Origin of the sequence: Tsukamurella paurometabola (assembly GCF_900631615.1) — a bacterium.
GTDB lineage: Bacteria > Actinomycetota > Actinomycetes > Mycobacteriales > Mycobacteriaceae > Tsukamurella > Tsukamurella paurometabola_A.
This window is the reverse complement of the sequence record NZ_LR131273.1, coordinates 1,068,715-1,091,501: the sequence shown is the minus strand read 5'-3', so window position 1 is coordinate 1,091,501 and position 22,787 is coordinate 1,068,715. Positions and strand designations below refer to the sequence as shown.

The following is a 22,787-nucleotide window of genomic DNA, read 5'->3' as shown; positions in this document are numbered from 1 at the left end:
CTCAGTCCCGCAGGGGGTTCACCGCGCACAGGCTGGACGGGTCCTCCATCACCACGCGCACCCCGTAGCCCACGTCCGAGGCGAGCTGGGTCAGCAGGTAGGCCGCCACCGTCGAAATGCGGGTGACGTCGGTGAGATCGAGGACGATGGTGCTGCCGGACTGCGCGCGGCCCAGGCTCAGCGCCTCGTGCACGACCTCCTCCACCGCCACGAAGTCCACCTCGCCGCGCAGCCGCAGCACCGTCCGGCCGGTCGACGGGTCCGTGGTCACGGAGGCGACGGCGCTGACCGGGGTGATGGACCGGTTCAGCAGATGCAGGCCGAACTCGCTGCTCATCCGCTGCAACACGGCCACGCCGCGACTGGAGTTGCCGGCCTCGTCGAGCGGTGGGCTGAACACGCAGATGCCGTACTCGCCCGGCGTCGCCGCCACGATGCCACCGCCCACGCCCGACTTGGCGGGGATCCCCACCGAGACCATCCACGCGCCGGACCGGTCGTACATGCCGCACCCCGTCATCACCGAGAGCGTGTGCTGGGCGACCGCCGCGCTCACCACCCGCTCGCCGGTGACGGGATTGACGCCGCCGTTGGCGAGGGTGCCGCCCATCACCGCCACGTCGTGCGCGTCCACCAGCAGGGAGCACTGCCGGAAGTACGGGTCGAGCGCGTCCTCGATGGGGACGCGCAGCGCGTCGGTCGAGCGGGCGAGCGCGGCGAGGGCGAGATTGCGGAAGCCGGTCTCCGACTCCGACCGGTAGACCGCCTCGTCCAGCTCCAGGTCGCGACCCGCGAAGCGCGACAACCCCTCCCGGATCGCGGCGAACCGTTCCGCACCGTCGGCCCCCGGGATCAGGGAGGTCGAGACGATCGCCCCCGCGTTGATGAGCGGGTTCTCCGGCCGGCCCGACGGGTCGAAGCTGATGCCGTTGAAGGCCTCGCCGCTGGGCTCGACGCCGATCCGTTCCAGCACCGCCTCGGTTCCCAACGCCTCCAGCGCCAGCGCATACACGAAGGGCTTGCTCATCGACTGGATGGTGAACGGTACGCGGTAGTCGCCGGCGCCGTAGCTGTGCCCGTGCACCGACACCGAGGCCACGCCGAAGGCCTCCGGATCGGCCGTCGCCAGCTGGGGGATGTAGTCGGCGACGGCGCCCGGATGATCCTCGCGCCGCACGTCGTCGAGGACCCGGGCCATCGCCGCGTTGACGGGGTTGTCGGTGAACCCGGTGAGGCCGCCGGGCTGTCGGTCCGTGCTCGTCTCACTCATACTGCAAAGCTATCCGACGGTGCCCGCTCCCGCCGGGGCCGCAGAGCACGGAAGCCCCCGGAAGAGCCCCCGATCCGGCGAGTATCGTTGCAGTCACCGTGACGTGATCAGGTGAGCAGCGCATACCCGCGGATATCGCCAGATAAGCATTGCCGCAGACATTTTTCTTGGAGTAACAGCTATGACGAACACGCTGCCCGACGGCCGGACCCTCGACGACGCCATCGCCGCAGGGACCCGCGCCTACGAGCTCGACCGCGCCCATGTCTTCCACTCGTGGTCGGCGCAGGCGCAGATCACCCCCATGACCATCCTCGCGTCCGAGGGCTCCTACGTGTGGGACGGCGAGGGGCGCAAGCTCCTCGACTTCAGCTCGCAGATGGTCAACACCAACATCGGCCACCAGCACCCGAAGGTCGTCGCGGCCATCGCGGAGCAGGCCGCGAAGATCTGCACCATCGCGCCGCAGCACGTCAACGAATCCCGTAGTGAGGCCGCCCGGCTCATCGCCGAGCGCACCCCCGGCGACCTGGACAAGGTGTTCTTCACCAACGGCGGCGCCGATGCGGTCGAGCACGCCATCCGCATGGCCCGCGTGCACACCGGCCGCCGCAAGGTGCTCAGCCGCTACCGCAGCTACCACGGCGGCACCGAGCTGGCGATCAACGTCACCGGCGACACCCGCCGGTTCGCGAGCGACGTCGGCGGCGAGTCCGTCGCCCACTTCGACGGTCCCTTCCTCTACCGCTCGTCCTTCTATGCGGAGACCGAGGAGCAGGAGAGCCAGCGCGCCCTCGAGCACCTCGAGCGCACCATCGTGCTCGAGGGCCCGAACACCATCGCCGCGATCATCCTCGAATCGATCCCCGGCACCCCCGGCATCATGGTGCCGCCGCCCGGCTACCTCGCCGGCGTCCGCGAGCTGTGCACCAAGTACGGGATCGTCATGATCGCCGACGAGGTCATGGCCGGCTTCGGCCGCACCGGCAAGTGGTTCGCCATCGAGCACGCCGCCACCGCCGCGGGTCCCGTCGTGCCCGACCTGATGACCTTCGCCAAGGGCGTGAACAGCGGCTACGTGCCGCTCGGCGGCGTCGCCATCGGCGCCGAGATCGCGGCGACCTTCGCCGACAAGCCCTACCCGGGCGGCCTCACCTACTCGGGTCACCCGCTGGCCACCGCCTCCGCGGTCGCGACGATCAACGCCATGGCCGAGGAGGGCATGGTCGAGAACGCCGCGACGATCGGCGACGAGATCATCCGGCCGACCCTCGAGGGCTTCAAGGCGAAGCACCCGTCCGTCGGCGACGTGCGCGGCGAGGGCGTCTTCTTCGCCATCGAACTGGTCCGCGACAAGGAGACCCGCGAGCCGCTGGCGCCCTACGGCGGCAGCAGCCCCGCGATGAACGAGACCGTCGCCGCGCTCAAGAAGGGCGGCCTGCTGCCCTTCGCCAACTACAACCGCATCCACGTCGTGCCGCCGTGCAACGTCTCCGCCGAGGAGGCCCGCGAGGGCCTCGCCATCATCGACGAGGCGCTGAACGTGGCGGACGCGCACACCGTCTGACCTTCCCCACGCCAGGAGTAAGAGCATGCCCGCACTCAAGCCCGTCCTCCCCGCCGAACTGCAGGCCGGGCGTCCCGGCGTGTACGAGTTCTCGGTGCGCTCCGCGCGCCCCGTCTCCTGGGTGTGGGGTGAGCTGACCTCGGACCGGCCCCTGCACTGGTGCAAGGGGATTCGCAAGATCGAGTGGACCAGCCCGCGGCCCTTCGCCGCCGGCTCCACCCGGCGGGTGCACCTCGGCCCGGGAATCAGCGCGGACGAGCTCTTCTACTCGTGGGAGGAGTCGGAGACGCTGTGCGAGAAGGCCTTCTACGTCCAGTCCGCCACCGCCCCCGGCCTGGCCCGGCTCGCGGAGAAGTACCGCGTGGAGGCGCACCCCGACGGCGGCTCCGTGTTCACGTGGACGCTGCTCATCGAGCCGATCGGCGGCGACCGGGCGATCGGACTCAGCGGCCTCCCGGTGGGCCTGATCGTCAAGTGGCTGCAGCGCGACACCGAGCGCTACCTCGGCTCGGCGTAGCCGCACGCACAACGGGATCCGCATGACCTGAATCAGGTCATGCGGATTCTGCATTCTGCGCTATTCTCGGCGCATGTTCCCGACCACGCCCGAGCCTCAGCAGGACGGCTTCGCATCGTTCATGGAGACGGCCTTTCCGTACTTCTTCGGCGCGCTCGCCGTCATTGCGGTGGTCAGCCTTGTCGTGCGTGCGGCGATCTGGTTGAGCAATTACAACGCGGCGGCGAGCCGCGGTGAGGACTACTTCACCCTGGAGACCGACCTGCAGGTACAAGCTCTGCAAAGTCGCACGCTCGGCGCGGAGCGGTCGATCGAGGAGCGGCTCGCGGAGATCGACGACCTCGCAGAACGCGGCGTCATCGACGCAGACGAACGCGCCGCGGCGCGCGCGAAGATCCTCGCCGAGGGCTAGACCCAGACCGGTTGGGCGTCCAGGCCGCCGGGCAGGTCGTGATCGCCCGCCGCGCAGTCGCACGGCGCGGCGGGATCGGTCGCGGCGATCGTCTTCGCCAGCACGTCGGTCAGTCGTGGCAGGTTCGCGCGGAACTGCGCGAGCACGTCTTCGGTGCGTACGCCCTCGCCCGCCTCGATACCCGCGTCCAGGTCGGTGACCAGCGCGATCGAGGCGTAGCAGAGCTTGAGCTCGCGGGCCAGAGTCGCCTCGGGCAGACCGGTCATGTTCACCAGGTCCCAGCCCTGCGCGGCGTACCACCGGCTCTCGGCGCGGGTCGAGAATCGCGGGCCCTCGATGACGACCATCGTCGAATCGGCGCGGTCGGCGTGCGGGGCCGCCGCGGCGCGCAGGACGGGGCAGTAGGGGTCCGCGAAGCTCACGTGCACCCCGCCACCGTCGAAGTACGTGGACGGGCGGGAGAACGTCCGGTCCACGAGCTGCTCCGGGACGGCGATGGTGCCGGGGCCCGCGGCACCGTCGAGGCTTCCGACGGCGCACGGCGCGAGCACCTTGCGCACCCCGAGGCTGCGCAGCGCCCAGAGGTTCGCCCGGTAGGGCACGGTGTGCGGCGAGAACTCGTGGCCCAGGCCGTGCCGGGGGAGGAAGGCCACCTCGCGCCCCGCGACCTTGCCGACGGTGATCGGCGCGCTCGGCCGCCCGTAGGGGGTGTCGACGGTGCGCTCCTCGCTCCCGCCCGGCAGGAACCGGTACAGGCCGGTCCCGCCGATCACGCCGATCACGCGGCGCCTCCGAGCCTGACGCGCACGGCCTCGGCGACGTCATCGGGCCGCCCCACCTCGAAGAACTGCTCGGAACCGTCGCCGAGGGTGATGCACAGCCGCTGCCGGGTGCGCTTGAACAGGCCGGCCGTCACCTCGGTGATCCCGGCGCCCGCGACGTGCTTGAGCTGGACCGCGAAGGGCGTTCCCTGCACCTTCGCCGCGATGCCCGCCGGGCGGAATCGCAGGTGCGTATCGGTCAGCTCCAGGTGCCCGGGGACGGCGCCGGAGCGCTTCCCGATGCTGAGAACACGGGTGGCCGGCCAGCTGAGATCACTCACGCTGCCACAATAGGTCGATTCGGAAACGGGTTCGCGGTAGCATCGGCTATCCGTTTTCCTAAGGGTGGGGGTCAATATGCCGTATTTCGGTGCGATAGTGATGCTGCTGTGGGTCGCCGCGCTCATCGACGTGATCGTCTCGGACGAATACCGGGTGCGCCACCTGCCCAAGGGCGGCTGGCTCATCATCGTCATTCTCATCCCCCTCGCGGGCTCCCTCATCTGGTTCCTCCTCGGCCGGCCCGTCGGGTCCGTCGCGGGCGGCGGCGCACCGTCGCGCACCACGGGATTCCCCGAGTACGAGCGCCCGGGCCGGCACATCGCCCAGTACCCGGACGACGACGACGAATTCTTGCGGCAGTGCCGTGCGCGGGCCGAGGAGCAGCGGCGCCGCGCCAAGGAGCTCGACGCCCGCAACCGCGCCGACTCGCCCGAGGACAAGGACTGAGCACCACCCCGCCGCGCACGTTGATCGGCATCTACCGGTCCTCCGTCGCGGTCCTTCGCGCGAACCCCGGCTCCACGCTGGGAATCGCCGCCGTGCTCATCGCCACCATCGCGGTGCTGGGGGTACTCGCGCGACTGCCGCTGATCCGGAACCCGCGCTGGACCCCCATGGTCGACCGCGACAGCCTGCAGGTCGTCGTGACACTGGGCTTCTACCCCGCCGGCACGATCCTGGTGACGCTCGTGTGGATGCTCGTCAGCGTGGCCGTGACGGCGATCGGCTCCGTCGTCGCGTACCGCCACCTCGCCGGCGAACACACCCCGCTGCGCGCCGCGTGGCGGGAGGCCAAGCCGCGCCTGCCGGCCGCCGTGGGGCTCGGCTGCCTGGACGTGGCGGTGGTCGTGGTGCCGGTCGTCACGGCGGCCGCGCTCGCGATCGCGCTCGCCGTGCGCGCCGCGCCGGAGTCCGCCCGCCTCACCGCGACGGTGCTCCTCACCCTCGCCGCCGCGGCGGTACTCGCCGCCCTGCCCACACTCGCCATCGCCGGCCCGATGCTCGTCCTCGAGAAGATGCGGCCCGTCGACGCGCTGTGGCGCGCGCTGGCACTGCAGCGGCGCGGCTACTGGCGGCTGTTGGGCCGGGTGATCTGCACCTATGTGCTGGTGACCGTGGTCTCCACGGTCGTGGGGCTGCCGTTCAGCCTCGCCGCGATCGCCGCGCGACCGGGAGACGACATCGCCTCCCAGACCCTCGCCAGCCTCGTGCTCGCGACCGTCGGATGGGTCGTCGGGCAGCTCGCCGTCCTCCCGTTCCTCATCGTCACCAACGCGCAGCTGTACCTCGATCAGGTCGCGCGGAGTGCGAATCCGGAGCCCGCGGCGGCCTGACGGCGGGGCGGTGGGCTGCGGTCCATACGCAGGCGGGATGCGGCGGACCCCGCGTCGCGCGGGGCGGGTGGAGCCGATGACGGGAATCGAACCCGCGCTACCTGCTTGGGAAGCAGGAGTTCTACCATTGAACTACATCGGCAGTCGCGGCACCGTCATCGACGGCGTCGCGCGTACCGGCAACAGTAGCACGGGCGTCGTCGGCGCCGACGGGCCGTCACCACCGATCGAAACGCTGCGCCGAGACGAAGAAGCCGTGCCGGCCCCGATCGCAGGTCACACCGCGACTCTCCGACACGCAGGTCATGCCGCCCGCGGTCACGCTGTGCCCGTACTCTAGCGTCTTCTGCTCCGGGATCACCATGAAGAACAGGCCCTGGTTGAAGCACGACGGCTCGAACGGGCCGCCCTGCAGCGAGAAGTACCCCTTCGACAGCCGATCCCGCGGCATCGTGCCGCGGTCGCAGTCGGCGCCGGGCGGGATCACGGAGGTCGTGAAGACCTGGCAGCCCACCGTCCCGGCATCGAGGCCGCACGCGATGTTGCGGCTCGGGGTGAAGAAGTACACGCCGTCGCCGTTGGCCGGCCGATACCGGTCGGGCGGGTCCGCCACGGTCGCGGCCGGGGACGGTGCCGCCGACCGCGGCGGGTCGACCGGGTCCGATGCCGTGACCGGCGCCGATGTCGTGATTCCGGGGTCCGTGACCGGTGGTGGCACGGTGGCCGTGGGCGGACCGTCGGCCCCGGAACCGCAGGCGGACACGACGACGGCCAGGAGGGCGGGGAGCACGATCCGCGCGGGCTTCATGCCCTGTGGTCGCCGCGCGCCCGCAGATCGTTACCCGTGGCAACGCTCGCGGCCCGGATGGCCTGCCTTACGCTGAACCCGTGCTGCTCTCCGATCGCGACATCCGCGCCCACGTGGAATCCGGCCGCCTGGGGATCGATCCCTTCGACCCGCAGATGGTGCAGCCGTCCAGCGTGGACGTGCGGCTCGACGGCCTGTTCCGGGTGTTCAACAACACCCGCTACACGCACATCGACCCGAAGCAGCGGCAGGACGAGCTGACCTCGCTGGTCGAACCCGCCGAGGGGGAGCCGTTCGTGCTGCACCCCGGCGAATTCGTACTCGGCTCCACGCTCGAGGTGTGCACGCTGCCCGACGACCTGGCGGGCCGCCTCGAGGGCAAGTCCTCGCTGGGCCGACTCGGCCTGCTGACGCACTCGACCGCCGGCTTCATCGATCCGGGCTTCTCCGGGCACATCACGCTGGAGCTGTCGAACGTCGCCAACCTGCCGATCACGTTGTGGCCGGGCATGAAGATCGGCCAGCTGTGCCTGTTCCGGCTCACCAGCCCGGCGGAGAACCCCTACGGCAGCTCATCGGTGGGGTCGAAGTACCAGGGCCAGCGCGGCCCGACGCCCTCGAAGGCGTACCTCAACTTCCAGAACTGACCGCACGCCGCCATCGCCGCGGGCGTCGCCCTCCGTCGTCCTAATCGGCCGAATGCCGGCCCCGCCGCGGCGGCGGGTCCTGCACCGGCGGATCCGGCAGCACCGGCGGGCGCGGCTGTGGCCGCGGGGGCGCGGGGGTCGGCTCGTCCGGCAGGCGCCGGCGACCCGGCCGCGGAGCCGGGGTCGACGGCGAAGACGGGGCCGCCGGCGGCGCGACCGGCCGGGGCTCGGATCGGCCCTCGGACCGGGGCGCCGCGGGGCGCGATGCGACGGGGAACTGGCCCGTCGGCGGCGCGACGGGCAGCTGCCCGGTCGCGGGCTGCGGCTCCGCCGGAGTCGCGGGCTGGGGCTCGCCCTCGGCGCGACGCTCCGCCGCGGCCCGGCGCACGGGTGCCGAACCGGCGGCACCGTCGGACGACGACGCGGACGCCGCCGCCCGGGCCGTCGCGCGACGTTCCCGCACCCGGATCTCCGACGGGTCGGCGTCGGGATGGCTCTGCGTGTACCGCTTGGCGGCCTCGGCGCTCACGGCCACCCGCTTGGGCTTGGCGAGCAGCGTCGCGATGGCGGTGGTCAGCGGCACGGACAGGGCGAGGCCGATGCCGCCGACGAAGGCGCGGACCAGCTCGATCGCCACCGAGTCCGACGTGAGCACCTGCCCCAGCGGCCGGCCCGCGATGGAGAACAGCAGCAGCAGCGGCAGCGCGGTGCCCACGTAGGCGAAGACCAGGGTGTAGACCGTCGACGCGATGTGGTCGCGGCCCACGCGCATCGCCGAGAGGAAGGTGCGGCGCCGCGACGACTTCGGGGAGAGCTTCGCCAGCTCGAAGGTCGCCGACGACTGCGTGATCGTCACGTCGTTGAGGACGCCGAGCGCGCCGATGACGAAGCCCGCGAGGAGCACACCCGAGGTGGAGACCGTGGATGCGTAGGCCTGCAGGTTGGTGGTGTCCTCGCTGCTCAGGCCCGTGACCTGCGTGGTGATCGTCGCGAGCCAGGCCAGCGCGGCGCACACCGCCAGCGAGCACAGCGTGCCCAGCAGCGCCGCCGACGTGCGCAGCGAGACGCCGTGCGCCAGGTACAGCACGAGGTACAGGATCACCGCCGAGGCCACCAGCGCCACCCAGACGGCCGAGTGCCCGTCGAGGATGGACGGCAGCGCGAAGAACACGATCACCACGCCGGAGAGCGCCAGGCCGAGCAGCGCCCGCAGGCCGCGCCACTGCGCCACCGCGATCACGACGGCCGCGAACACCAGGCCCCACACCCACAGCGAGACGCCGCGCGCGTAGTCGTAGAAGGCGTAGTTCGACGGCGAGCCGGCCACGCCGCCGCCGTTCCAGCTCATCATGATCTTGGTGCCGGGCGAGAGATCCGGCTGCCCGGTGCCGGGGGTGGCGGGGCGCGAGACGTCGATGCCCGACGGTGCCGCGTCCGGCGAGGTCTTCCCGGGCACGGCGGAGACGTTCATCCGCTGCGTGCCGATGGAGAACATCGTCCACTTGCCGGCGTCGGGGCCGCTCGTGATCTTCACGGAACTGTTGAGGCAGCCACCGTCGGGATTGAGCACCGGGTGCGGCTCGGTATCGCTGAGCTGGCCGTTCCCCGACGGGGAGAAGTTGCAGTCGCCGACCAGCTGCTCGGAGACCTCGCCCTTCGCCAGCGTCGGCGTCGGCGGCCCCGAGGGCACGCTCACGCGGATCTGGGACGGCCACAGCAGGATCACGCCCGCCACGACCAGGACTCCGATCACGGCGAGCAGGCCGACCACGACCCGCGACGCCCATCTACCGAGGGAGATGGAGGTCAGCGAGTGGCTGTGCACGTGCGCTGCGGCGTCGTCGTGCACGTCGTGGTCGTGGTCGGCTGTCACGCCGACACCCTACTTCTGCTTGTAGGAACTCAGGAAGTTGCCGAAACGATCGAGAGCCTCCGCGAGGTCGCGCGCCCACGGCAGGGTGACCACGCGGAGGTGGTCGGGCGTGGGCCAGTTGAAGCCGGTGCCCTGGACCAGGAGGATCTTCTCCTGGTTGAGCAGGTCCAGCACCATCTGCTCGTCGTCGCGGATCTCGTGCACGTCCCGGTCGAGCTTGGGGAAGGCGTACAGCGCGCCCTTCGGCTTCACGCAGCTCACCCCGTCGATCGCGTTGAGCTTCTCGTAGGCCACGTCGCGCTGCTCCAGCAGCCGCCCGCCGGGCAGGATCAGGTCGTTGATCGACTGGTAGCCGCCGAGCGCCACCTGGATCGCGTGCTGCGCGGGGACGTTGGGGCACAGGCGCGTCGACGCCAGGAGCGTGAGGCCCTCGATGAAGCCGGAGGCGTGGTCCTTGGGGCCGGTGAGCACCATCCAGCCGGCGCGGTAGCCGCACACGCGGTAGGCCTTGGACAGGCCGTTGAACGTGCACACCAGCAGGTCGGGGGCGAGCTCGGCGATGGAGATGTGCTGCGCATCGTCGTAGAGGATGCGGTCGTAGATCTCGTCGGCGAGCACGAGCAGCGAGTGCTTGCGCGCGACCTCGACGATCTGCTGCAGCGTCTCGCGCGAGTAGACCGCGCCCGTCGGGTTGTTCGGGTTGATCACGACGATCGCCTTGGTGCGCGGTGTGATCTTCGCCTCGATGTCCTCGACGGACGGGTTCCAGCCGTTGTCCTCGTCGCACAGGTAGTGCACGGGCGTGCCGCCGGACAGCGACGTCATGGCGGTCCACAGCGGGTAGTCGGGCGCGGGGATGAGCACCTCGTCGCCGTTGTTGAGCAGCGCCTGCAGCGTCATGGTGATGAGCTCGGAGACGCCGTTGCCCAGGTACACGTCGCCGATGTCGAAGTACGGGAAGTCCGCGACCTCCTCGTAGCGGGTCACCACGGCCCGTCGCGCGGAGGCGATGCCCTGCGACTCGCTGTAGCCCTGCGAGGTGGGCAGCGCGTGGATCATGTCGCGGACGATGGAGTCCGGCGCCTCGAAGCCGAAGGTCGCCGGGTTGCCGATGTTCAGCTTGAGGATGCGGTGCCCCTGCGCCTCCAGCCGAGCCGCCTGTGCCACCACGGGTCCACGGATCTCGTACAGCACGTTCTGCAGCTTGGCGGACTGCGGGAGCGGCTTGAGTTCAGTGCGGATGTGGGGCACGTGCGGTCGGCTCATGGGCTATATCGTCGCAGGCCGCAGCAAATCCTTTTCGCTCACCTCGCCCGTGTCCGACGGTGCGGTCCGCTCCGCCCGGTGCTTGGCCGCGCCGATCACGAGGAGGCCGTAGCCCACCACGATCCAGGCCCCGAGCACCGCGTAGGCCGCGCCGGCTCCGGCACCGATCAGGGAACCGTCGGCGAAGAAGGCCGCGCTGCGCAGCGCCGTGCCCGTCGCGCCGATGGGCAGGCTCTGGCCGAGGACGGCCCACACGTGGGGCAGGAACTCCGGCGGCATCGCGATGCCGGCGAGCGGCATCCCGACCAGCATGAACAGCAGCGCCGCCGGCCCGATGCCCTTCGTCCCCGCCAGCTGCACCAGTCCCGCGACCGTCGCGCCGATCGCGAGCATGCCCGCGCTCATCGCGAGCCACTGGCCCCAGAAGCCGCCGGGCAGGACGCCGACCCACATGGCCGCGCCCACGGCCGCGGCGCCGACGATCGCGGCGCCGACCGGCAGGGCCACGGCGACGATCCTCGGGTGGCCGCCGATCATCACGGTGGCCAGCGCCAGCACCATGCCGGAGAGGAAGACGGGCATCACGATCGAGCCGAAGCCGGCGCCGCGAGGATCGTCGGCGGACAGCGGCGCGACCTCGACGGTCTGCACCTTCTGGCCCTGCGCGAGCGCGGTCGCCATCTGCGTGATCATCGGTGCGACGGCGGGGGAGGCGCCGCTGGCGACGACGGCCCTGGTCTGTACGCCCGGCGTGGCGGTACTCGCGGGGACGATGCCGCCGTAGACCTCGCGGTCCTTCGCCGCCTGGACCAGTGCTGCCTCGGACTCGTAGGCGTGCACGGCGAAGCCGCCGGGTTGCTGCGCGTCGAGCCGCTGCTCGACCTGCTGCGCCGCGGCGGCCGGGCCGACGACGCCGATCGGCAGGTCGTGCGGCTCGCCGTGCGAGGCGGGGCCGGTGAACAGCAGGACGATCAGGGGGATGGCGATCGCGAGCCCGGCGAAGGCCGCAGCGAGCCGGGCGTGGGACTTGCTCGTGGGAGCACCTCCAGGGAATTCAACGTGTGATGAACCCAGGCTACGACCGGTGCCGAGAGAAGTCAACGGGTGTTGAAATAAGGTAGGATCGGACCCATGGCTACGGGCAGGCGGGCGGGTACCAGCACCGCGAAGGCGGACATCCTCGAGGCGGCGCGCGAGCTGTTCGCCGAGGTCGGGTACGACCGCGCGACGATCCGCGCCATCGCGGCCCGTGCGGGCGTCGACGTGGCGCTGGTGTCGTACTACTACGGCAACAAGAAGGGGTTGTTCCGGGGCGTGATGAGCATGCCGGTCGACCCGGAGGAGATCTTCTCCGCCGCGCTCGACGGGCCGCGCGAGGGCGTGGGCGAGCGGCTGGTGCGGGCGGCGCTCACGGTGTGGGAAGGGCCGGAGACCTCGGAGGCGTTCCGCGCGCTGCTCCGCGCCGCTGTCGATGCGGACGAGGGCGCGTCGAAGACCTTCGGCGAGTTCCTCTCGTCGGTGATGATCCCGACGCTGACGGCGCGGTCGGGGATCTCGATCGAGACGGCGCGCGTCGTCGCCAGCACGATGTTCGGGCTGGCCTTCATGCGGTACCTGATCGGGGCGCCGCTGTTCCTCGAGCCGTCGGTCGAGGAGTTGGTGGCGACGTACGGCGCCGCGATCCAGCGCGTCGTCGACGGCGACGCCGGCTGACGCGTCGCGAAACCCCGCCGGATTCGGGCCGGCGATCGATGTACAGCGCCTGAGCCGGGAATCGGCCGGTTTCTAGAGCCGGTCGCCCGGCGCGGGCAGGACCTCGGTCGGCTCGATGGCCTCGGCTGCCGGGGCGGAGGGCGCGGCCGCGGGGGTGGCGGCCTGCGGGTCGTCCCCGTCGCCGAGGTTGTGGAACGCGCGCCCCAGCTCCTCGGAGACGTTGATGATCCGCGCCTTCTTCACCTCGGGCTTGTCGATCTCCTCGGCCACGTACTGCGCGATGAAGCGCCGGATCTCCGAATCGACGCTGGCGACCACACGCACGATCGACCCGCGGATCGTGCGCGATTCGACGTCGACCCACACGTCCCTGGGCCGCGGCGGGTCCACCTCGATGCGCAGCTCCAGCGGGGCCGCGGCGCGGACCGTGAGCGGCAGCGTGATGAGGCCGGCGACGTCGTAGCGGATCCGGTCGACCTTGAGGTCGATCAGCAGGCCGATGCGCAGCGGGATCTTCACCGTGAACGTGATGAGCTCGCCCACCTGGCGGGTGAGCTGCGGCTCGTCGATCTCGACCTGCGCCCACACCTTGGCCATTCCACCGGGGCCCGACGGGATCGGGCCCACGGTGAAATCGCCGCCGGCGATGTCGGAGAACGCGGAGCCCACACGCTCCTCGTTCACGGCGATCTCGAAGAACCGCCGCCCGAACTCCTCGTAAGTCACGTACTCAGGCACGCGTACATCCTGCCGCAGATGCGATAGTCAGTCGGGGAGCTTCGATCACTTCCGGCCGCCGGGACGCTTCGCGCCCGCCGCGATCCCGAAGCCCTTGGCCTTCGACTCACCCTCCGTCGTCACCGTCCGGTCACTCCCGCCCGACGGTGCCTTCGGCTGGTCAGCGGGGGTTTCCGGGGTCGAGGGTGTCTCCTCCGCGGCCGCCTCGGGCGCCGCCGCGGGAGCCTCGGCCGCAGGGGTCGGTGTGACGGGCGTCTCAGCCGCGGGCGGCGTCGAATCCGTCACAGGTGCAGCTTTCGGCGCACCCGGCTTCTTCGCGCCCGGTCGCTTGGCGCCCGCCGCGATGCCGAAGCCGGCGGCCTTGGATTCGCCCGCCGTCTTCAGCGTGCGGTCCTCGGCCGGAGCCGACGGCGCAGGTGCCTCGGCGGCGGGCTCAGCGGCGGCCGCAGGAGCTTCGGGAGCGGCCGGTGCCTCGGGAGCGGCAGGTGCCTCGGGGGCGGCAGGTGCCGCAGCCTTCGGTGCGCCCGGCTTCTTCGCGCCGGGGCGCTTGGCGCCGCCGGCGATCCCCAGCCCGACCGCGGGCTTCGCCGGCGCCGCCGGTGCGGCGGGCGCCTCCGCCGCCGGAGCGGCCGGGGCTTCCGCGGGGGCGGACTCGGCGGCCGGCGCTGCCGGCTTGGCACCGGGCTTCTTGGCGCCCGGTCGCTTCGCACCGCCGGCCAGGCCCAGGCCGACCGCGGGCTTCGCCGGAGCGGCGGGGGTCTCCGCCGCCGGAGCGGACTCGGAGGCCGGGGCCGACTCGGCTGCCGGAGCGGCCGGGGCCGCGGCGGGCTTGGCGCCGCCGGGCTTCTTCGGGCCACCGGGGCGCTTGCCGCCGCCGGCGAGGCCGAGGCCGACCGTCGGCTTCGCATCCTTCTTCTCCGCGGGTGCCGCCGGGGCGGTCGCGGTGGCGGTCGCCGCCGGTGCGGCGGCCGGAGCCTCGGCCGGAGCGGCCGGCGCCTCGGCGAGGGCGGTGGCACCGTCGGACACCTTGCGGTTCGGGTTGCCGACGACGATGCCCTCGGGGAGGCCGCGCTTGACGGACTCGAGGAGCATCTGCGCCACGTCGACGACCTCGGGCGCGGCGGCCTCGTTCTCGGCGGTCTGCGCGGTCACGCCGTCGGAGAGCATCACGCGGCAGAACGGGCAGCCGGTGGCGATCTTCTTCGGTGTGGCCTCGGAGGTGCTGGAGAGGGTGTTCAGCGCCTCGTCGACGCGGTCGATGTTGATGCGCTTGCCGAGCTGCTCCTCCATCCACATGCGGGCACCGCCGGCGCCACAGCACATGGACCGCTCGAGGTGCCGAGGCATCTCCTTGAGCGTCGCGCCCGAGGCGCCGATCAGCTCACGCGGGGCCTCGTACACCTGGTTGTGGCGGCCGAGGTAGCAGGGATCGTGGTAGGTCACGTCCTCCGACGGGGGCGCGACGGGCACGAGGCGCTTCTCGCGGACCAGCTTGTTCAGCAGCTGCGTGTGGTGGACGACCTCGTAGTCGCCGCCGACCTGCGGGTACTCGTTGCCGAGCGCGTTGAAGCAGTGGGCACAGGTCACGACGATCTTGCGTTGCTGCGCGGGCACGCCGTCGAAGACCTCGTCGAGCTGCTCGATGTTCTGCTGCGCCAGCATCTGGAACAGGAACTCGTTGCCCGCGCGCCGGGCGGAGTCGCCGGTGCACGTCTCGCCCTGGCCCAGGACCAGGAAGTTCACGGCGGCCACGTCGAGGAGCTCGGCGACGGCCTTGGTGGTCTTCTTGGCGCGGTCCTCGAAGGCGCCGGCGCAGCCGACCCAGAACAGGTACTCGAAGCCGTCGAAGGACTCGACGTCCTGGCCGTAGACCGGGATGTCGATATCCATCTCGTCGATCCAGGCGGTGCGCTGGCTGGCGTTCTGGCCCCAGGGGTTGCCCTTGTTCTCGAGGTTCTTGAACAGGCCGGCCAGCTCGTGCGGGAACTCCGACTCGATGAGCACCTGGTAGCGGCGCATGTCGACGATGTGGTCGACGTGCTCGATGTCGACGGGGCACTGCTCGACGCAGGCGCCACAGGTGGTGCAGGACCACAGGACCTCGGGGTCGATCACGCCGCCCAGCGCGCCGTCCTCGCCGGCGGGGCCGACGAGCGAGCGCTCGGCCTCGGCGCGGGCCTCGGCCGGGATCTTGTCCAGCTTGGCCTGGTCGATCTCGCCGTCCTTGCCGACGAGGCCGATCTCCTCGCCCGACGGGTCGGTGCGGCCGCCGGCCAGCAGGTACGGGGCCTTGGCGTAGCCGTGGTCGCGCAGGCCCATGATGAGCAGCTTCGGGCTCAGCGGCTTGCCGGTGTTCCAGGCGGGGCACTGGCTCTGGCAGCGACCGCACTCGGTGCAGGTCGTGAAGTCCAGCCAGCCCTTCCAGGAGAAGTCCTCGATCTTGCCGGCGCCGAGGTTGTCGACGTCCGGATCGGTGTTCTCCATGGTGAGGACCTTGCCGTTGGAGACCATCTCCTTGGCGGCGCCCAGCGCGCGGCGGCTGCCCAGCTCGCGCTTGAAGTAGATGTTGAAGAAGGCCGAGAAGCGGTGCCAGGCGACGCCCCAGGTGAGGTTGCTGCCCACCAGGATGAGGAACATGACGCCCGACATCAGCTTGATGAAGGCGAAGATCGTGACCATCGTCGGGCTCGCGGGGAGCAGCTCGGCCACCTGGCGGGTGAAGAAGTCGGTGACGGGGCTGGACTCGCCGGTCATGGCGATCTTGCCGGCCTTCACCATGATCATGCCCAGGCCCTCGAACAGGACGATGGCCTCGATCGTGTACGCGGGCAGGAACTTGCTGCCCGAGAAGCGCGAGAACAGCGCGGGGTTGCGCGGGTGCTTGACCTGGCGCACCACGATGAGCACGAGGATGCCGAGGAAGGTCGCGATGCCCAGCAGCTCGTCCAGCAGGTGGTAGAAGGGCCACGAACCGATGACCGGCCAGTGGAAGTAGGGGTCGAAGCTCTGCGGGAGCGCCTCGAACCACAGGATCATGCCCGCCAGGAAGCCGACCATGACGAACCAGTGGGCGATGCCCACCGTGCGGTTCTTGATCATCTTGGTGTGGGCGAGGAACTCGACCACGACCTCAGCGGCGCGGGGGATGAAGGGGAGCCAGCGGTCCTTGGCGGACTGTCCCTGGGCGATGATCCGCACCATGCGGAATGCGCCGCGGAAGAAGACCGCCCAGGCGACGACGAAGGCGATGGCGCCGATCGTGCCGAGAGCGATGTTCAGCGGGGTGATGTCGGACTCGGCGGCGGCCAAATACGTCTGGTCCACGTCGTGCACCTTTCTGCCTCGCGGGCTGGGTAGCCACTCATGTTACTCGTCAGTAACATGAGTGCGAAACCACTGCGTCTGGCCTAACGGTAGATCGCGGACCAGCAGGCCTTTGCGCGAAGGTTCACCTAACTACCTGCTCAGTAAGATGTACTCATGAGTTCCGTCGCGTCATCGAGCGCACGTCCGGCCGGGCGGGTGCGCTCCGTCGTGACCGGCATCACGGGAATCGGTCCCCTGTACGCGCCGGAGGCGGCGCCGTCCGCGCCCGTCGCGATCGCCTTCGGGGCGTCAGTTCGGGGTGGGCGTCCGGGCTCGTTCGTGGAGGGCCGGCTGGAGGCATCGCTGCAGCTCCTGCGGCTGGGCACGGTGGAGAAGATCCTGGTCTCCGGCAATGCCGGCGGCGAGTCCGGTGACGAGATCGCCGTCATGACGGGATGGCTCCGAGACCGGGGCGTCCCGGAGTCGGCGCTGCTCACCGACGGTGCCGGGCTCGACACCTTCCTCGCGTGCCGGAGGGCGCGTGATGAGTTCGGGCTGGGTCGCGTCCTGCTCGTCTCGCAGTTCTTCCATGCCCGACGGGCCGCCGCCCTCGCCCGGCACCTCGGCCTCGACGCGGACGCCGTCCGCGCGTCGTGCGGATGCACCAGGCGCGCGTGGGTCCGCAACCTCGCCCGCGAGTACTTCCTCTCACGCCCCAAGGCCGCTCTCGACATCGCCCGTGCGCGGTGATCGGCGCCGCGGTGGGGCTCGCGGCCCTCGTCTTCGTCGGACCCGAGCGCTTCGTCGCCACGGTCCGGGACGCCGTCGTCGGCCGGCGCCCGGCGTGACGGACTCGGCCGGCGGGCGACATCACGGCGGTAACGGTTACACGAGCCGCGGTGTGATTCTGCGGAACGCGCTGCAGATCGTGTCCTTCTCGTCGGTGCTCGTGGGGTGCGGGGCGATCGGGTACGGCGCGTGGGTGTGGATGCATCTGGCCGCGATCGACATCTGTGGCATGGCCGTCGACGCGGGTGGCCGGATGGCCGTCAACTTCCTGGGGCTCCTCGGGATGGGGGCGTCGGTGGTCCTGGGCGGCGCAGTGGGTGGCCTCCTCGTCTACGGGGAGACCCGCCGCCACCGTGTCGCCGCCCTGGTGCCGTTCCTTCTTCTCGTCGTGGTCCTGGCGCTGATGCAGTGGTGGAGCGCGTCGTCCTTCGACGCGTCCTGCGGCGGCGCTCGCTGAATCTCCGCCCGATTGCGGGGCTAACATTGTTAGCTTACGCTGTGGCTAACAGTGTTAGCCAAGGAGGGTGTGTGAGGCGGAATCTGATCCTGTCCGTAGCGGCGGTGATCGCGCTGGTCGTGGGCTCGCTGGTGGTGCTTCATCGCGAACGCACGGTGGAGCGATCGATCGAGATCGCCGCGCCGCCCGGCGAGGTCTGGCGCGTGCTCGTCGACTTCGCGGCGTACCCGCAGTGGAATCCGTTCGTGATCCGCGCGGCAGCGCCCGACGGAGTGACGGTGGGGCGCGACCTCGATGTGCGGATCAGTAGCGGCGGCTCCGAGACGGCCTTCCGGCCCGAGGTGCTGGCGGTGGAGCCGGAACGCGAGCTGCGCTGGGTGGGTCGGGTGCTCGTCCCGGGCCTGCTGGACGGTGAGCACTCGTTCCGGCTCGAGGCCGTCGCCGGAGGCACGCTGTTCACGCAGAGCGAGCGGTTCCGCGGCGTCCTGGTCCTGCCGGCCGGGGCGTCGATCGACGTGGCGGACGGTTTCGACGCGATGAACGCGGCGCTGCGCGACCGGGTGCTGGCTACGATCGGCCGGTGATCCCCGAGGAGCTGGACCCCCTGCGTGCGGCGACGCCGCGTGCGCGCCAGATCGTGGAGACCGCCCGCACGCTACTGGAACGCGAGGGCTGGGAGCGGATCACGATGCGCGACCTCGCCGACGAGGTGGGCATCCGCGCACCGTCGCTCTACAAACACTTCGCCAGCAAGGACGCGGTGAAGGCGGCCCTCGTCGGGGCGGCGCTCGCCGAGTCCGGCGCCGCGTTGCGGCCCGTGACGGATGTCGCGGCGCTGCTCCGGGACTACCGGGAGGTCGCGCGGCGAAGCCCGAACCTGTACCGGCTCGCCACCGTCGGGCCGCTCGACCGGCAGGCCCTTCCGGAGGGCCTGGAGGAGTGGTCGGGGCGCCCGTTCTTCGAGGTCACCGGTGATCCGCACGCCGCGCAGGCACTGTGGGCCGCCGCGCACGGTATGGCGATCCTGGAGATCGACGGGCGGTTCCCCACCGGCACCGCGCCGGATGCCACCTGGGCCGAGCTCGCGCGGCGTTTCACCCTCGGCTGACGATCGCCCGCGCCGTCACGGATCGATCGGGGCCCGAAAATCGGCTGGTTCCGCGAGCGCCCCGGAGCGTAGGGTGAGGCGCATGAACCGAGGAGGAGTGTCCGGCGCCCTGCGCCACGGCAGATGACCCCGCCCCGCAGCCGATCCACCGGACCGGCTGCGCAGCTCTGCCCACACACTCCTCTCCCCGGCGCCCGAGCCCGGGGAGCAACAGAACGGTTCACTCATGGATTCCGTATCCCAGCAGCAGGTCATCGACGCCTTCCGCGGCGCCACCAAGAGCGAGGTCAAGCGCGTCACGTTCCCGGCGGACTTCGACGAACTCGACTTCGCCAAGCTCGAATTCGTCGGCTGGCGCGACAAGAAGATCCCGCGTCGCGCCTACGTCAGCGTCCCCACCGACGACGGGCTGGTCACCCTCCTGCTCACCCAGGCCGAGTCCAAGCCCAAGGCGAAGGCGATTTGCACCTGGTGCCGCGACGTCAACCTCTCCAGCCAGGCCGTCCTGTACACGGTCCGACGGGGCGGCTCGGCCGGGCGCAAGGGCGACACCATCGGCGTGCTCATCTGCGAGGATTTCAGCTGCGCCGCGAACGCCCGGAAACTGCCGCCGGCGTTCCACAAGGGCACGGACACCGACCTGATCCGCGAGCAGAATCTCGCCGACCTGCGACGCAGGGTGACGGGGTTCGTGGCCGAGGTGCTCAGCACCGAGGACTGATCAGCGGTAGGCGGGCTTGCCGTAGTTCGGGTTGTTGCCCGTGGGGATCTCGATGTTGATCGGCCGGAACTCGCCGAGGTAGACCAGTTCCAGTGTCTTCGCGATGGAATCGGTCAGGTGGTAGAGGTCCGGCGGGAGGGCGTTCTGCGTGAGGGCGCCCTCCCGGATCGCGACCGCCGTCGGCCACGAGGCCTCGATCAGCGGTTGCCACAGCGGTTGACGGGGAAGCTGCATCCAATCGGTCAGCTTGTCGCCCAACGAGTACCGCGTGAACGCCTCGAGTACGGGGCGCGACAGCAGCGTGCCGTCCGCGGAGCGTCCGAGGTCCATGAGCATGTTCGCGATCTTCACCCCCTCGGGGGTGGGCCCCATGATGGTGTCGAGGTCCACCTGCGCCTGCTGCTCCGCCTGCTCCCAGCTCGACGGGATGTACGCCTCGTCGATGCCCAGCATGTACCCGTTGACCTGCCAGGAGTGCAGCAGGCCGTCGATCTCGTCCTGGGGGAGGTGCACGCCCCAGTTCCGCATGATCCGCATGCCCATCGTGGCGAGCGTGTGCCACGTGACCATCATGTCGGCCTGCGAGATGGGCTTGGGCTGGTCGGCGACCTTCTTCCAGTGCGGCGACTGCGGGAGCAGGTGCCGGACGGCACCGTGCGTGAGCCGGACCTTGACCGCGGTCGTCGCGGCCCGGCCGTGCGGGCCGTAGGCGCCGACGGCGATCTGGTCGTAGACCAGCCGGTACGTCTTGGCGATGCGGTCCTTCATGTTCGCGCCGCCCGCGGACCAGTAGACCGCCCGCGATTCGCGCGGGATCACGGACATCATGACGCCGCCCGTGAAGCCGATGATCACCGACAGGTAGAAGCTGCGGGTGGTGTAGAACTTGTCGGCGCCCTTCATCAGGCGCGGGTCGAGCCAGTCGGGGAGTCTGCGGGCCTCCTCGATGAAGTCGCGCACGTCCGACGGTACGCCCACCGGCACCGGCTGCGCGTTCGTCTCCCACTGCGCGAGGGCGCGATTGATCCGTCCGGCGTCGCCCCGCTCGAGCACCGACTTCATCAGCGCATCGCACTCCGGGTCCCACCGGTTCTTCGAGTCCGGGGTGTCCGGGGTGCGGACTCCGGGCGCCGCCGAGGCGAGGCCCGTGCCCAGGGTGCCGGCCAGTGCCGCGATTCCGGCGCCCGCCGCTCCCATGCCCGCGGCGCGGAGTACGCCCCGCCGGCTGATGTCCTGCTCAGCGATCCTGCTGCCCACGCCCGCTCCTCTTGCCCATGATCTCGGCGAAGAGTAGCGAGCACTGTCTTGCTATTGCAACATCGGGTGGTCAGTCCTTGGCCTGGGGGAGCTTCGCGCCCCTCGGCGAGACGCGGCCGGCCGAGGGCGGCGGCACCATCGGGCCGACGTCCCCGTCGGGCGCCGTGTCCAGATCGAGCATGACGGGCGCGTGGTCGGACGGGCCCTTGCCCTTCCGCGCCTGCCGGTCGATCCACGCTGCGGCCGTGCGGTCGGCGACCTCGCCGCTGGCCAGGATGAGATCGATCCGCATGCCGAGGTTCTTGTTGAACATGCCGGCGCGGTAGTCCCAGTACGAGAACACCTGCTCGTGCGGCCAGTGCTCGCGCACCACGTCGCGGAGGCCGAGCGCTTCGAGGGCGGCGATCGCCCCGCGTTCGGGCGCGGTGACGTGGGTGTGCCCGACGAAGGCCGCGGGGTCGAAGACGTCCTCGTCCGTCGGGGCGATGTTCATGTCGCCGCAGACCAGTTGGGGCACGGTGTCGGCCCGCACCTGCGCGGCGAGGGCGGCGAGCCACTCCAGTTTGTACGCGTAGTGGTCGGAGTCGATCTCGCGACCGTTCGGGGTGTACAGCGAGTGCACCCGGATTCCGTCGCAGACGCCCGAGATGGCCCGGCCCTCCACGATCCCGTCGAACGCCGGGGCGCCGGGGATGCCGACGACCACGTCCTCGAGGCCGACCTTGGAGAGCAGTGCGGAGCCGTTCCACTGCGGCTGGCCCGCGGTGGCGAACTCGTAGCCGCGCTCCTCCAGGTCCGGACCGATCAACGTGGCGAAGGCGTCGTCCGTCAGCTTGAGTTCCTGCAGGCAGACGACGTCCGGCCGGCGCGAGTCCAGCCACTCGAGCAGCCTGCCGTGCCGCTGCTTGACCGAGTTCACATTCCAGGTGGCGACGCGCATGCACCCACCGTATCGGGGTGCCCTGACGGGTCGGTTCTCGCGGTCGGGACACTGGTGGCATGGATTCGAGTGAGCGGTACAGCCGCGCCGCCGTGGCGGCCTCCGCGGTGGTGATCCGCGACTATTCCACCTCGTTCTCCCTGGCCGCGCGCCTGATGCCGCGTCGCGTGCGCGAGCACATCACGTCGATCTACGGCCTGGTGCGGGTCGCGGACGAGGTGGTCGACGGTGCCTGCCCCACCGACCCCCGAGCGCATCTCGACGCGCTGGAGGAGGCCGTGGAACGCGCGATCGACGAGGGTTTCAGCGCGAACCTCGTGGTGCACGCCTTCGCCCGCACCGCCCGCGCGACCGGCTTCGGCGCCGAACTGACCAGGCCCTTCTTCGCCTCCATGCGTGCGGATCTGACGCCGGCGCCGCACACGGCAGAGTCGCTCGCCGCCTATATCCACGGCTCGGCCGAGGTCGTCGGGCTGATGTGTCTGCGCGCCTACCTGGTGGGGGTCGCGCCGTCGGACTACGACCGGCTCGCCCCCGACGCCCTGCGTCTCGGCGCTGCCTTCCAGAAGGTGAACTTCCTCCGCGACCTCACCGACGACGAGCTGCGGCTCGGGCGCGCCTACCTGCCGGAGCTCACGCAGCGCGCCTTCGACGATGCCCTCGATGACGCCGCCTCCGACCTCGCCGCCGGCCGCGCCGGCATCGCGCGACTCCCGCGGGACGTCCAGCGCGGCGTACGGGCCGCCGCCGACCTCTACGGCGAGCTCCTGCAGCGCCTCCGCGCCGCCGGGCTCGACGGTGCGCGGTCCGGCCGCGTCCGCGTCCCGGCGCCGCGGAAGGCGACGGTCCTCGCCCGCTCGCTCGTGGCCTCGCGGTGAAGCGGTCGTCGCGCGCGACAGCCATGCGCGCCGCGCATACCTCGGAAAACTGCAGGTAGGAGCGCCGCGAAAGACGCGCGGGG

24 protein-coding genes and 1 tRNA gene are annotated in these 22,787 nt (G+C 70.9%); 13 read left to right on the top strand and 12 right to left on the bottom strand.

Features of this window, described 5'->3' with window-relative positions; genetic code table 11:
• Window position 1: 1 nt before the first annotated feature.
• A complete protein-coding gene (glsA, locus tag ELY19_RS05700) occupies window positions 2–1,270 on the bottom strand; it encodes a glutaminase A (RefSeq protein WP_126195349.1) in 1,269 nt (422 codons plus the stop codon).
• A 181-nt stretch (window positions 1,271–1,451) separates the two neighbouring features.
• On the opposite strand from glsA, the gene ELY19_RS05695 reads away from it, so the two are divergent.
• From ELY19_RS05695 to ELY19_RS05685, 3 genes are all read left to right on the top strand, one after another.
• Window positions 1,452–2,837 carry an aspartate aminotransferase family protein gene (locus tag ELY19_RS05695; RefSeq protein ID WP_126195348.1) on the top strand — a complete coding sequence of 462 codons (1,386 nt, stop codon included), beginning with the start codon at window positions 1,452–1,454 and terminating at the stop codon, window positions 2,835–2,837.
• A 25-nt stretch (window positions 2,838–2,862) separates the two neighbouring features.
• Window positions 2,863–3,354 carry an SRPBCC family protein gene (locus ELY19_RS05690; RefSeq protein WP_126195347.1) on the top strand — a complete coding sequence of 164 codons (492 nt, stop codon included), beginning with the start codon at window positions 2,863–2,865 and terminating at the stop codon, window positions 3,352–3,354.
• A gap of 73 nt (window positions 3,355–3,427) precedes the next feature.
• Window positions 3,428–3,766 (top strand): hypothetical protein, encoded by a 339-nt coding sequence (locus ELY19_RS05685; RefSeq protein WP_126195346.1) that lies wholly within the window; start codon window positions 3,428–3,430, stop codon window positions 3,764–3,766.
• Here ELY19_RS05685 and ELY19_RS05680 read toward each other — a convergent pair.
• Complete coding sequence (locus ELY19_RS05680; RefSeq protein ID WP_126195345.1) at window positions 3,763–4,548, bottom strand: S-methyl-5'-thioadenosine phosphorylase; 786 nt, start codon at window positions 4,546–4,548, stop codon at window positions 3,763–3,765. The two genes, ELY19_RS05685 and ELY19_RS05680, sit on opposite strands and share 4 nt — an antisense overlap.
• A complete protein-coding gene (locus ELY19_RS05675; RefSeq protein WP_126195344.1) occupies window positions 4,545–4,868 on the bottom strand; it encodes a hypothetical protein in 324 nt (107 codons plus the stop codon). Before ELY19_RS05675 ends, ELY19_RS05680 begins: the two co-directional genes overlap by 4 nt.
• A gap of 76 nt (window positions 4,869–4,944) precedes the next feature.
• Here ELY19_RS05675 and ELY19_RS05670 point away from each other — a divergent pair, with 76 nt between their 5' ends.
• Window positions 4,945–5,316 (top strand): PLD nuclease N-terminal domain-containing protein, encoded by a 372-nt coding sequence (locus ELY19_RS05670; RefSeq protein ID WP_126195343.1) that lies wholly within the window; start codon window positions 4,945–4,947, stop codon window positions 5,314–5,316.
• A 20-nt stretch (window positions 5,317–5,336) separates the two neighbouring features.
• Window positions 5,337–6,203, top strand: coding sequence for a hypothetical protein (locus ELY19_RS05665; RefSeq protein ID WP_126195342.1), 867 nt, complete (start codon window positions 5,337–5,339; stop codon window positions 6,201–6,203).
• A gap of 68 nt (window positions 6,204–6,271) precedes the next feature.
• Here the strand turns inward: ELY19_RS05665 and ELY19_RS05660 are convergent.
• Window positions 6,272–6,345 (bottom strand) — tRNA-Gly (locus ELY19_RS05660).
• A gap of 75 nt (window positions 6,346–6,420) precedes the next feature.
• Window positions 6,421–7,011: a hypothetical protein gene (locus ELY19_RS05655; protein WP_126195341.1), complete on the bottom strand. Its 591-nt coding sequence runs from the start codon at window positions 7,009–7,011 to the stop codon at window positions 6,421–6,423.
• Between the two features lie 80 nt (window positions 7,012–7,091).
• Here ELY19_RS05655 and dcd point away from each other — a divergent pair, with 80 nt between their 5' ends.
• Complete coding sequence (gene dcd, locus ELY19_RS05650) at window positions 7,092–7,658, top strand: dCTP deaminase (RefSeq protein WP_126195340.1); 567 nt, start codon at window positions 7,092–7,094, stop codon at window positions 7,656–7,658.
• Between the two features lie 40 nt (window positions 7,659–7,698).
• On the opposite strand, the gene ELY19_RS05645 is transcribed toward dcd, so the two are convergent.
• From ELY19_RS05645 to ELY19_RS05635, 3 genes are read right to left on the bottom strand one after another with little or no spacing between them, the layout of a single operon-like run.
• On the bottom strand, window positions 7,699–9,531 hold the full coding sequence (locus ELY19_RS05645) for a YibE/F family protein (RefSeq protein WP_227967206.1): 1,833 nt from the start codon (window positions 9,529–9,531) through the stop codon (window positions 7,699–7,701).
• Window positions 9,532–9,540: 9 nt separating this feature from the next.
• On the bottom strand, window positions 9,541–10,797 hold the full coding sequence (locus tag ELY19_RS05640; protein ID WP_126195339.1) for a pyridoxal phosphate-dependent aminotransferase: 1,257 nt from the start codon (window positions 10,795–10,797) through the stop codon (window positions 9,541–9,543).
• 3 nt (window positions 10,798–10,800) lie between these two features.
• The gene (locus ELY19_RS05635) at window positions 10,801–11,898 is read right to left on the bottom strand and encodes an ABC transporter permease (RefSeq protein WP_197715989.1); all 1,098 of its coding nucleotides are present in this window, start codon (window positions 11,896–11,898) and stop codon (window positions 10,801–10,803) included.
• Between the two features lie 30 nt (window positions 11,899–11,928).
• Between ELY19_RS05635 and ELY19_RS05630 the strand changes: the two genes are divergently transcribed.
• Window positions 11,929–12,510 (top strand): TetR/AcrR family transcriptional regulator, encoded by a 582-nt coding sequence (locus ELY19_RS05630; protein WP_126195338.1) that lies wholly within the window; start codon window positions 11,929–11,931, stop codon window positions 12,508–12,510.
• A gap of 72 nt (window positions 12,511–12,582) precedes the next feature.
• On the opposite strand, the gene ELY19_RS05625 is transcribed toward ELY19_RS05630, so the two are convergent.
• On the bottom strand, window positions 12,583–13,248 hold the full coding sequence (locus ELY19_RS05625; protein ID WP_227967204.1) for a hypothetical protein: 666 nt from the start codon (window positions 13,246–13,248) through the stop codon (window positions 12,583–12,585).
• Window positions 13,249–13,293: 45 nt separating this feature from the next.
• Window positions 13,294–16,536 carry a heterodisulfide reductase-related iron-sulfur binding cluster gene (locus ELY19_RS05620; RefSeq protein WP_416222733.1) on the bottom strand — a complete coding sequence of 1,081 codons (3,243 nt, stop codon included), beginning with the start codon at window positions 16,534–16,536 and terminating at the stop codon, window positions 13,294–13,296.
• Between the two features lie 192 nt (window positions 16,537–16,728).
• Here ELY19_RS05620 and ELY19_RS05615 point away from each other — a divergent pair, with 192 nt between their 5' ends.
• From ELY19_RS05615 to ELY19_RS05595, 5 genes are all read left to right on the top strand, one after another.
• Complete coding sequence (locus tag ELY19_RS05615; RefSeq protein ID WP_126195336.1) at window positions 16,729–17,304, top strand: SanA/YdcF family protein; 576 nt, start codon at window positions 16,729–16,731, stop codon at window positions 17,302–17,304.
• Between the two features lie 151 nt (window positions 17,305–17,455).
• Window positions 17,456–17,800, top strand: coding sequence for a hypothetical protein (locus ELY19_RS05610; RefSeq protein ID WP_126195335.1), 345 nt, complete (start codon window positions 17,456–17,458; stop codon window positions 17,798–17,800).
• 71 nt (window positions 17,801–17,871) lie between these two features.
• Window positions 17,872–18,384 carry an SRPBCC domain-containing protein gene (locus tag ELY19_RS05605; RefSeq protein ID WP_197715988.1) on the top strand — a complete coding sequence of 171 codons (513 nt, stop codon included), beginning with the start codon at window positions 17,872–17,874 and terminating at the stop codon, window positions 18,382–18,384.
• Window positions 18,381–18,908 carry a TetR/AcrR family transcriptional regulator gene (locus tag ELY19_RS05600; RefSeq protein WP_164711526.1) on the top strand — a complete coding sequence of 176 codons (528 nt, stop codon included), beginning with the start codon at window positions 18,381–18,383 and terminating at the stop codon, window positions 18,906–18,908. Before ELY19_RS05605 ends, ELY19_RS05600 begins: the two co-directional genes overlap by 4 nt.
• A 226-nt stretch (window positions 18,909–19,134) precedes the next feature.
• Window positions 19,135–19,629 (top strand): FBP domain-containing protein, encoded by a 495-nt coding sequence (locus tag ELY19_RS05595; RefSeq protein ID WP_126195334.1) that lies wholly within the window; start codon window positions 19,135–19,137, stop codon window positions 19,627–19,629.
• On the opposite strand, the gene ELY19_RS05590 is transcribed toward ELY19_RS05595, so the two are convergent.
• Together ELY19_RS05590 and ELY19_RS05585 are read right to left on the bottom strand one after the other, a co-directional pair.
• A complete protein-coding gene (locus ELY19_RS05590) occupies window positions 19,630–20,886 on the bottom strand; it encodes an oxygenase MpaB family protein (RefSeq protein WP_227967202.1) in 1,257 nt (418 codons plus the stop codon).
• Window positions 20,887–20,956: 70 nt separating this feature from the next.
• Complete coding sequence (locus ELY19_RS05585) at window positions 20,957–21,826, bottom strand: exodeoxyribonuclease III (RefSeq protein ID WP_126195333.1); 870 nt, start codon at window positions 21,824–21,826, stop codon at window positions 20,957–20,959.
• Window positions 21,827–21,885: 59 nt separating this feature from the next.
• Between ELY19_RS05585 and ELY19_RS05580 the strand changes: the two genes are divergently transcribed.
• Window positions 21,886–22,704: a phytoene/squalene synthase family protein gene (locus ELY19_RS05580; protein ID WP_126195332.1), complete on the top strand. Its 819-nt coding sequence runs from the start codon at window positions 21,886–21,888 to the stop codon at window positions 22,702–22,704.
• Window positions 22,705–22,787: the final 83 nt, after the last annotated feature.

Bases quoted from the DNA above. Each gene is read 5' to 3' on its own strand.
- ELY19_RS05685 (WP_126195346.1), top strand. From the start codon at position 3,428: ATGTTCCCGACCACGCCCGAGCCTCAGCAGGACGGCTTCGCATCGTTC.
- ELY19_RS05595 (WP_126195334.1), top strand. From the start codon at position 19,135: ATGGATTCCGTATCCCAGCAGCAGGTCATCGACGCCTTCCGCGGCGCC.
- ELY19_RS05655 (WP_126195341.1), bottom strand. From the start codon at position 7,011: ATGAAGCCCGCGCGGATCGTGCTCCCCGCCCTCCTGGCCGTCGTCGTG.
- ELY19_RS05695 (WP_126195348.1), top strand. From the start codon at position 1,452: ATGACGAACACGCTGCCCGACGGCCGGACCCTCGACGACGCCATCGCC.
- ELY19_RS05615 (WP_126195336.1), top strand. From the start codon at position 16,729: ATGAGTTCCGTCGCGTCATCGAGCGCACGTCCGGCCGGGCGGGTGCGC.
- glsA (WP_126195349.1), bottom strand. From the start codon at position 1,270: ATGAGTGAGACGAGCACGGACCGACAGCCCGGCGGCCTCACCGGGTTC.
- ELY19_RS05630 (WP_126195338.1), top strand. From the start codon at position 11,929: ATGGCTACGGGCAGGCGGGCGGGTACCAGCACCGCGAAGGCGGACATC.
- ELY19_RS05640 (WP_126195339.1), bottom strand. From the start codon at position 10,797: ATGAGCCGACCGCACGTGCCCCACATCCGCACTGAACTCAAGCCGCTC.
- ELY19_RS05585 (WP_126195333.1), bottom strand. From the start codon at position 21,826: ATGCGCGTCGCCACCTGGAATGTGAACTCGGTCAAGCAGCGGCACGGC.
- ELY19_RS05670 (WP_126195343.1), top strand. From the start codon at position 4,945: ATGCCGTATTTCGGTGCGATAGTGATGCTGCTGTGGGTCGCCGCGCTC.
- ELY19_RS05580 (WP_126195332.1), top strand. From the start codon at position 21,886: ATGGATTCGAGTGAGCGGTACAGCCGCGCCGCCGTGGCGGCCTCCGCG.
- ELY19_RS05690 (WP_126195347.1), top strand. From the start codon at position 2,863: ATGCCCGCACTCAAGCCCGTCCTCCCCGCCGAACTGCAGGCCGGGCGT.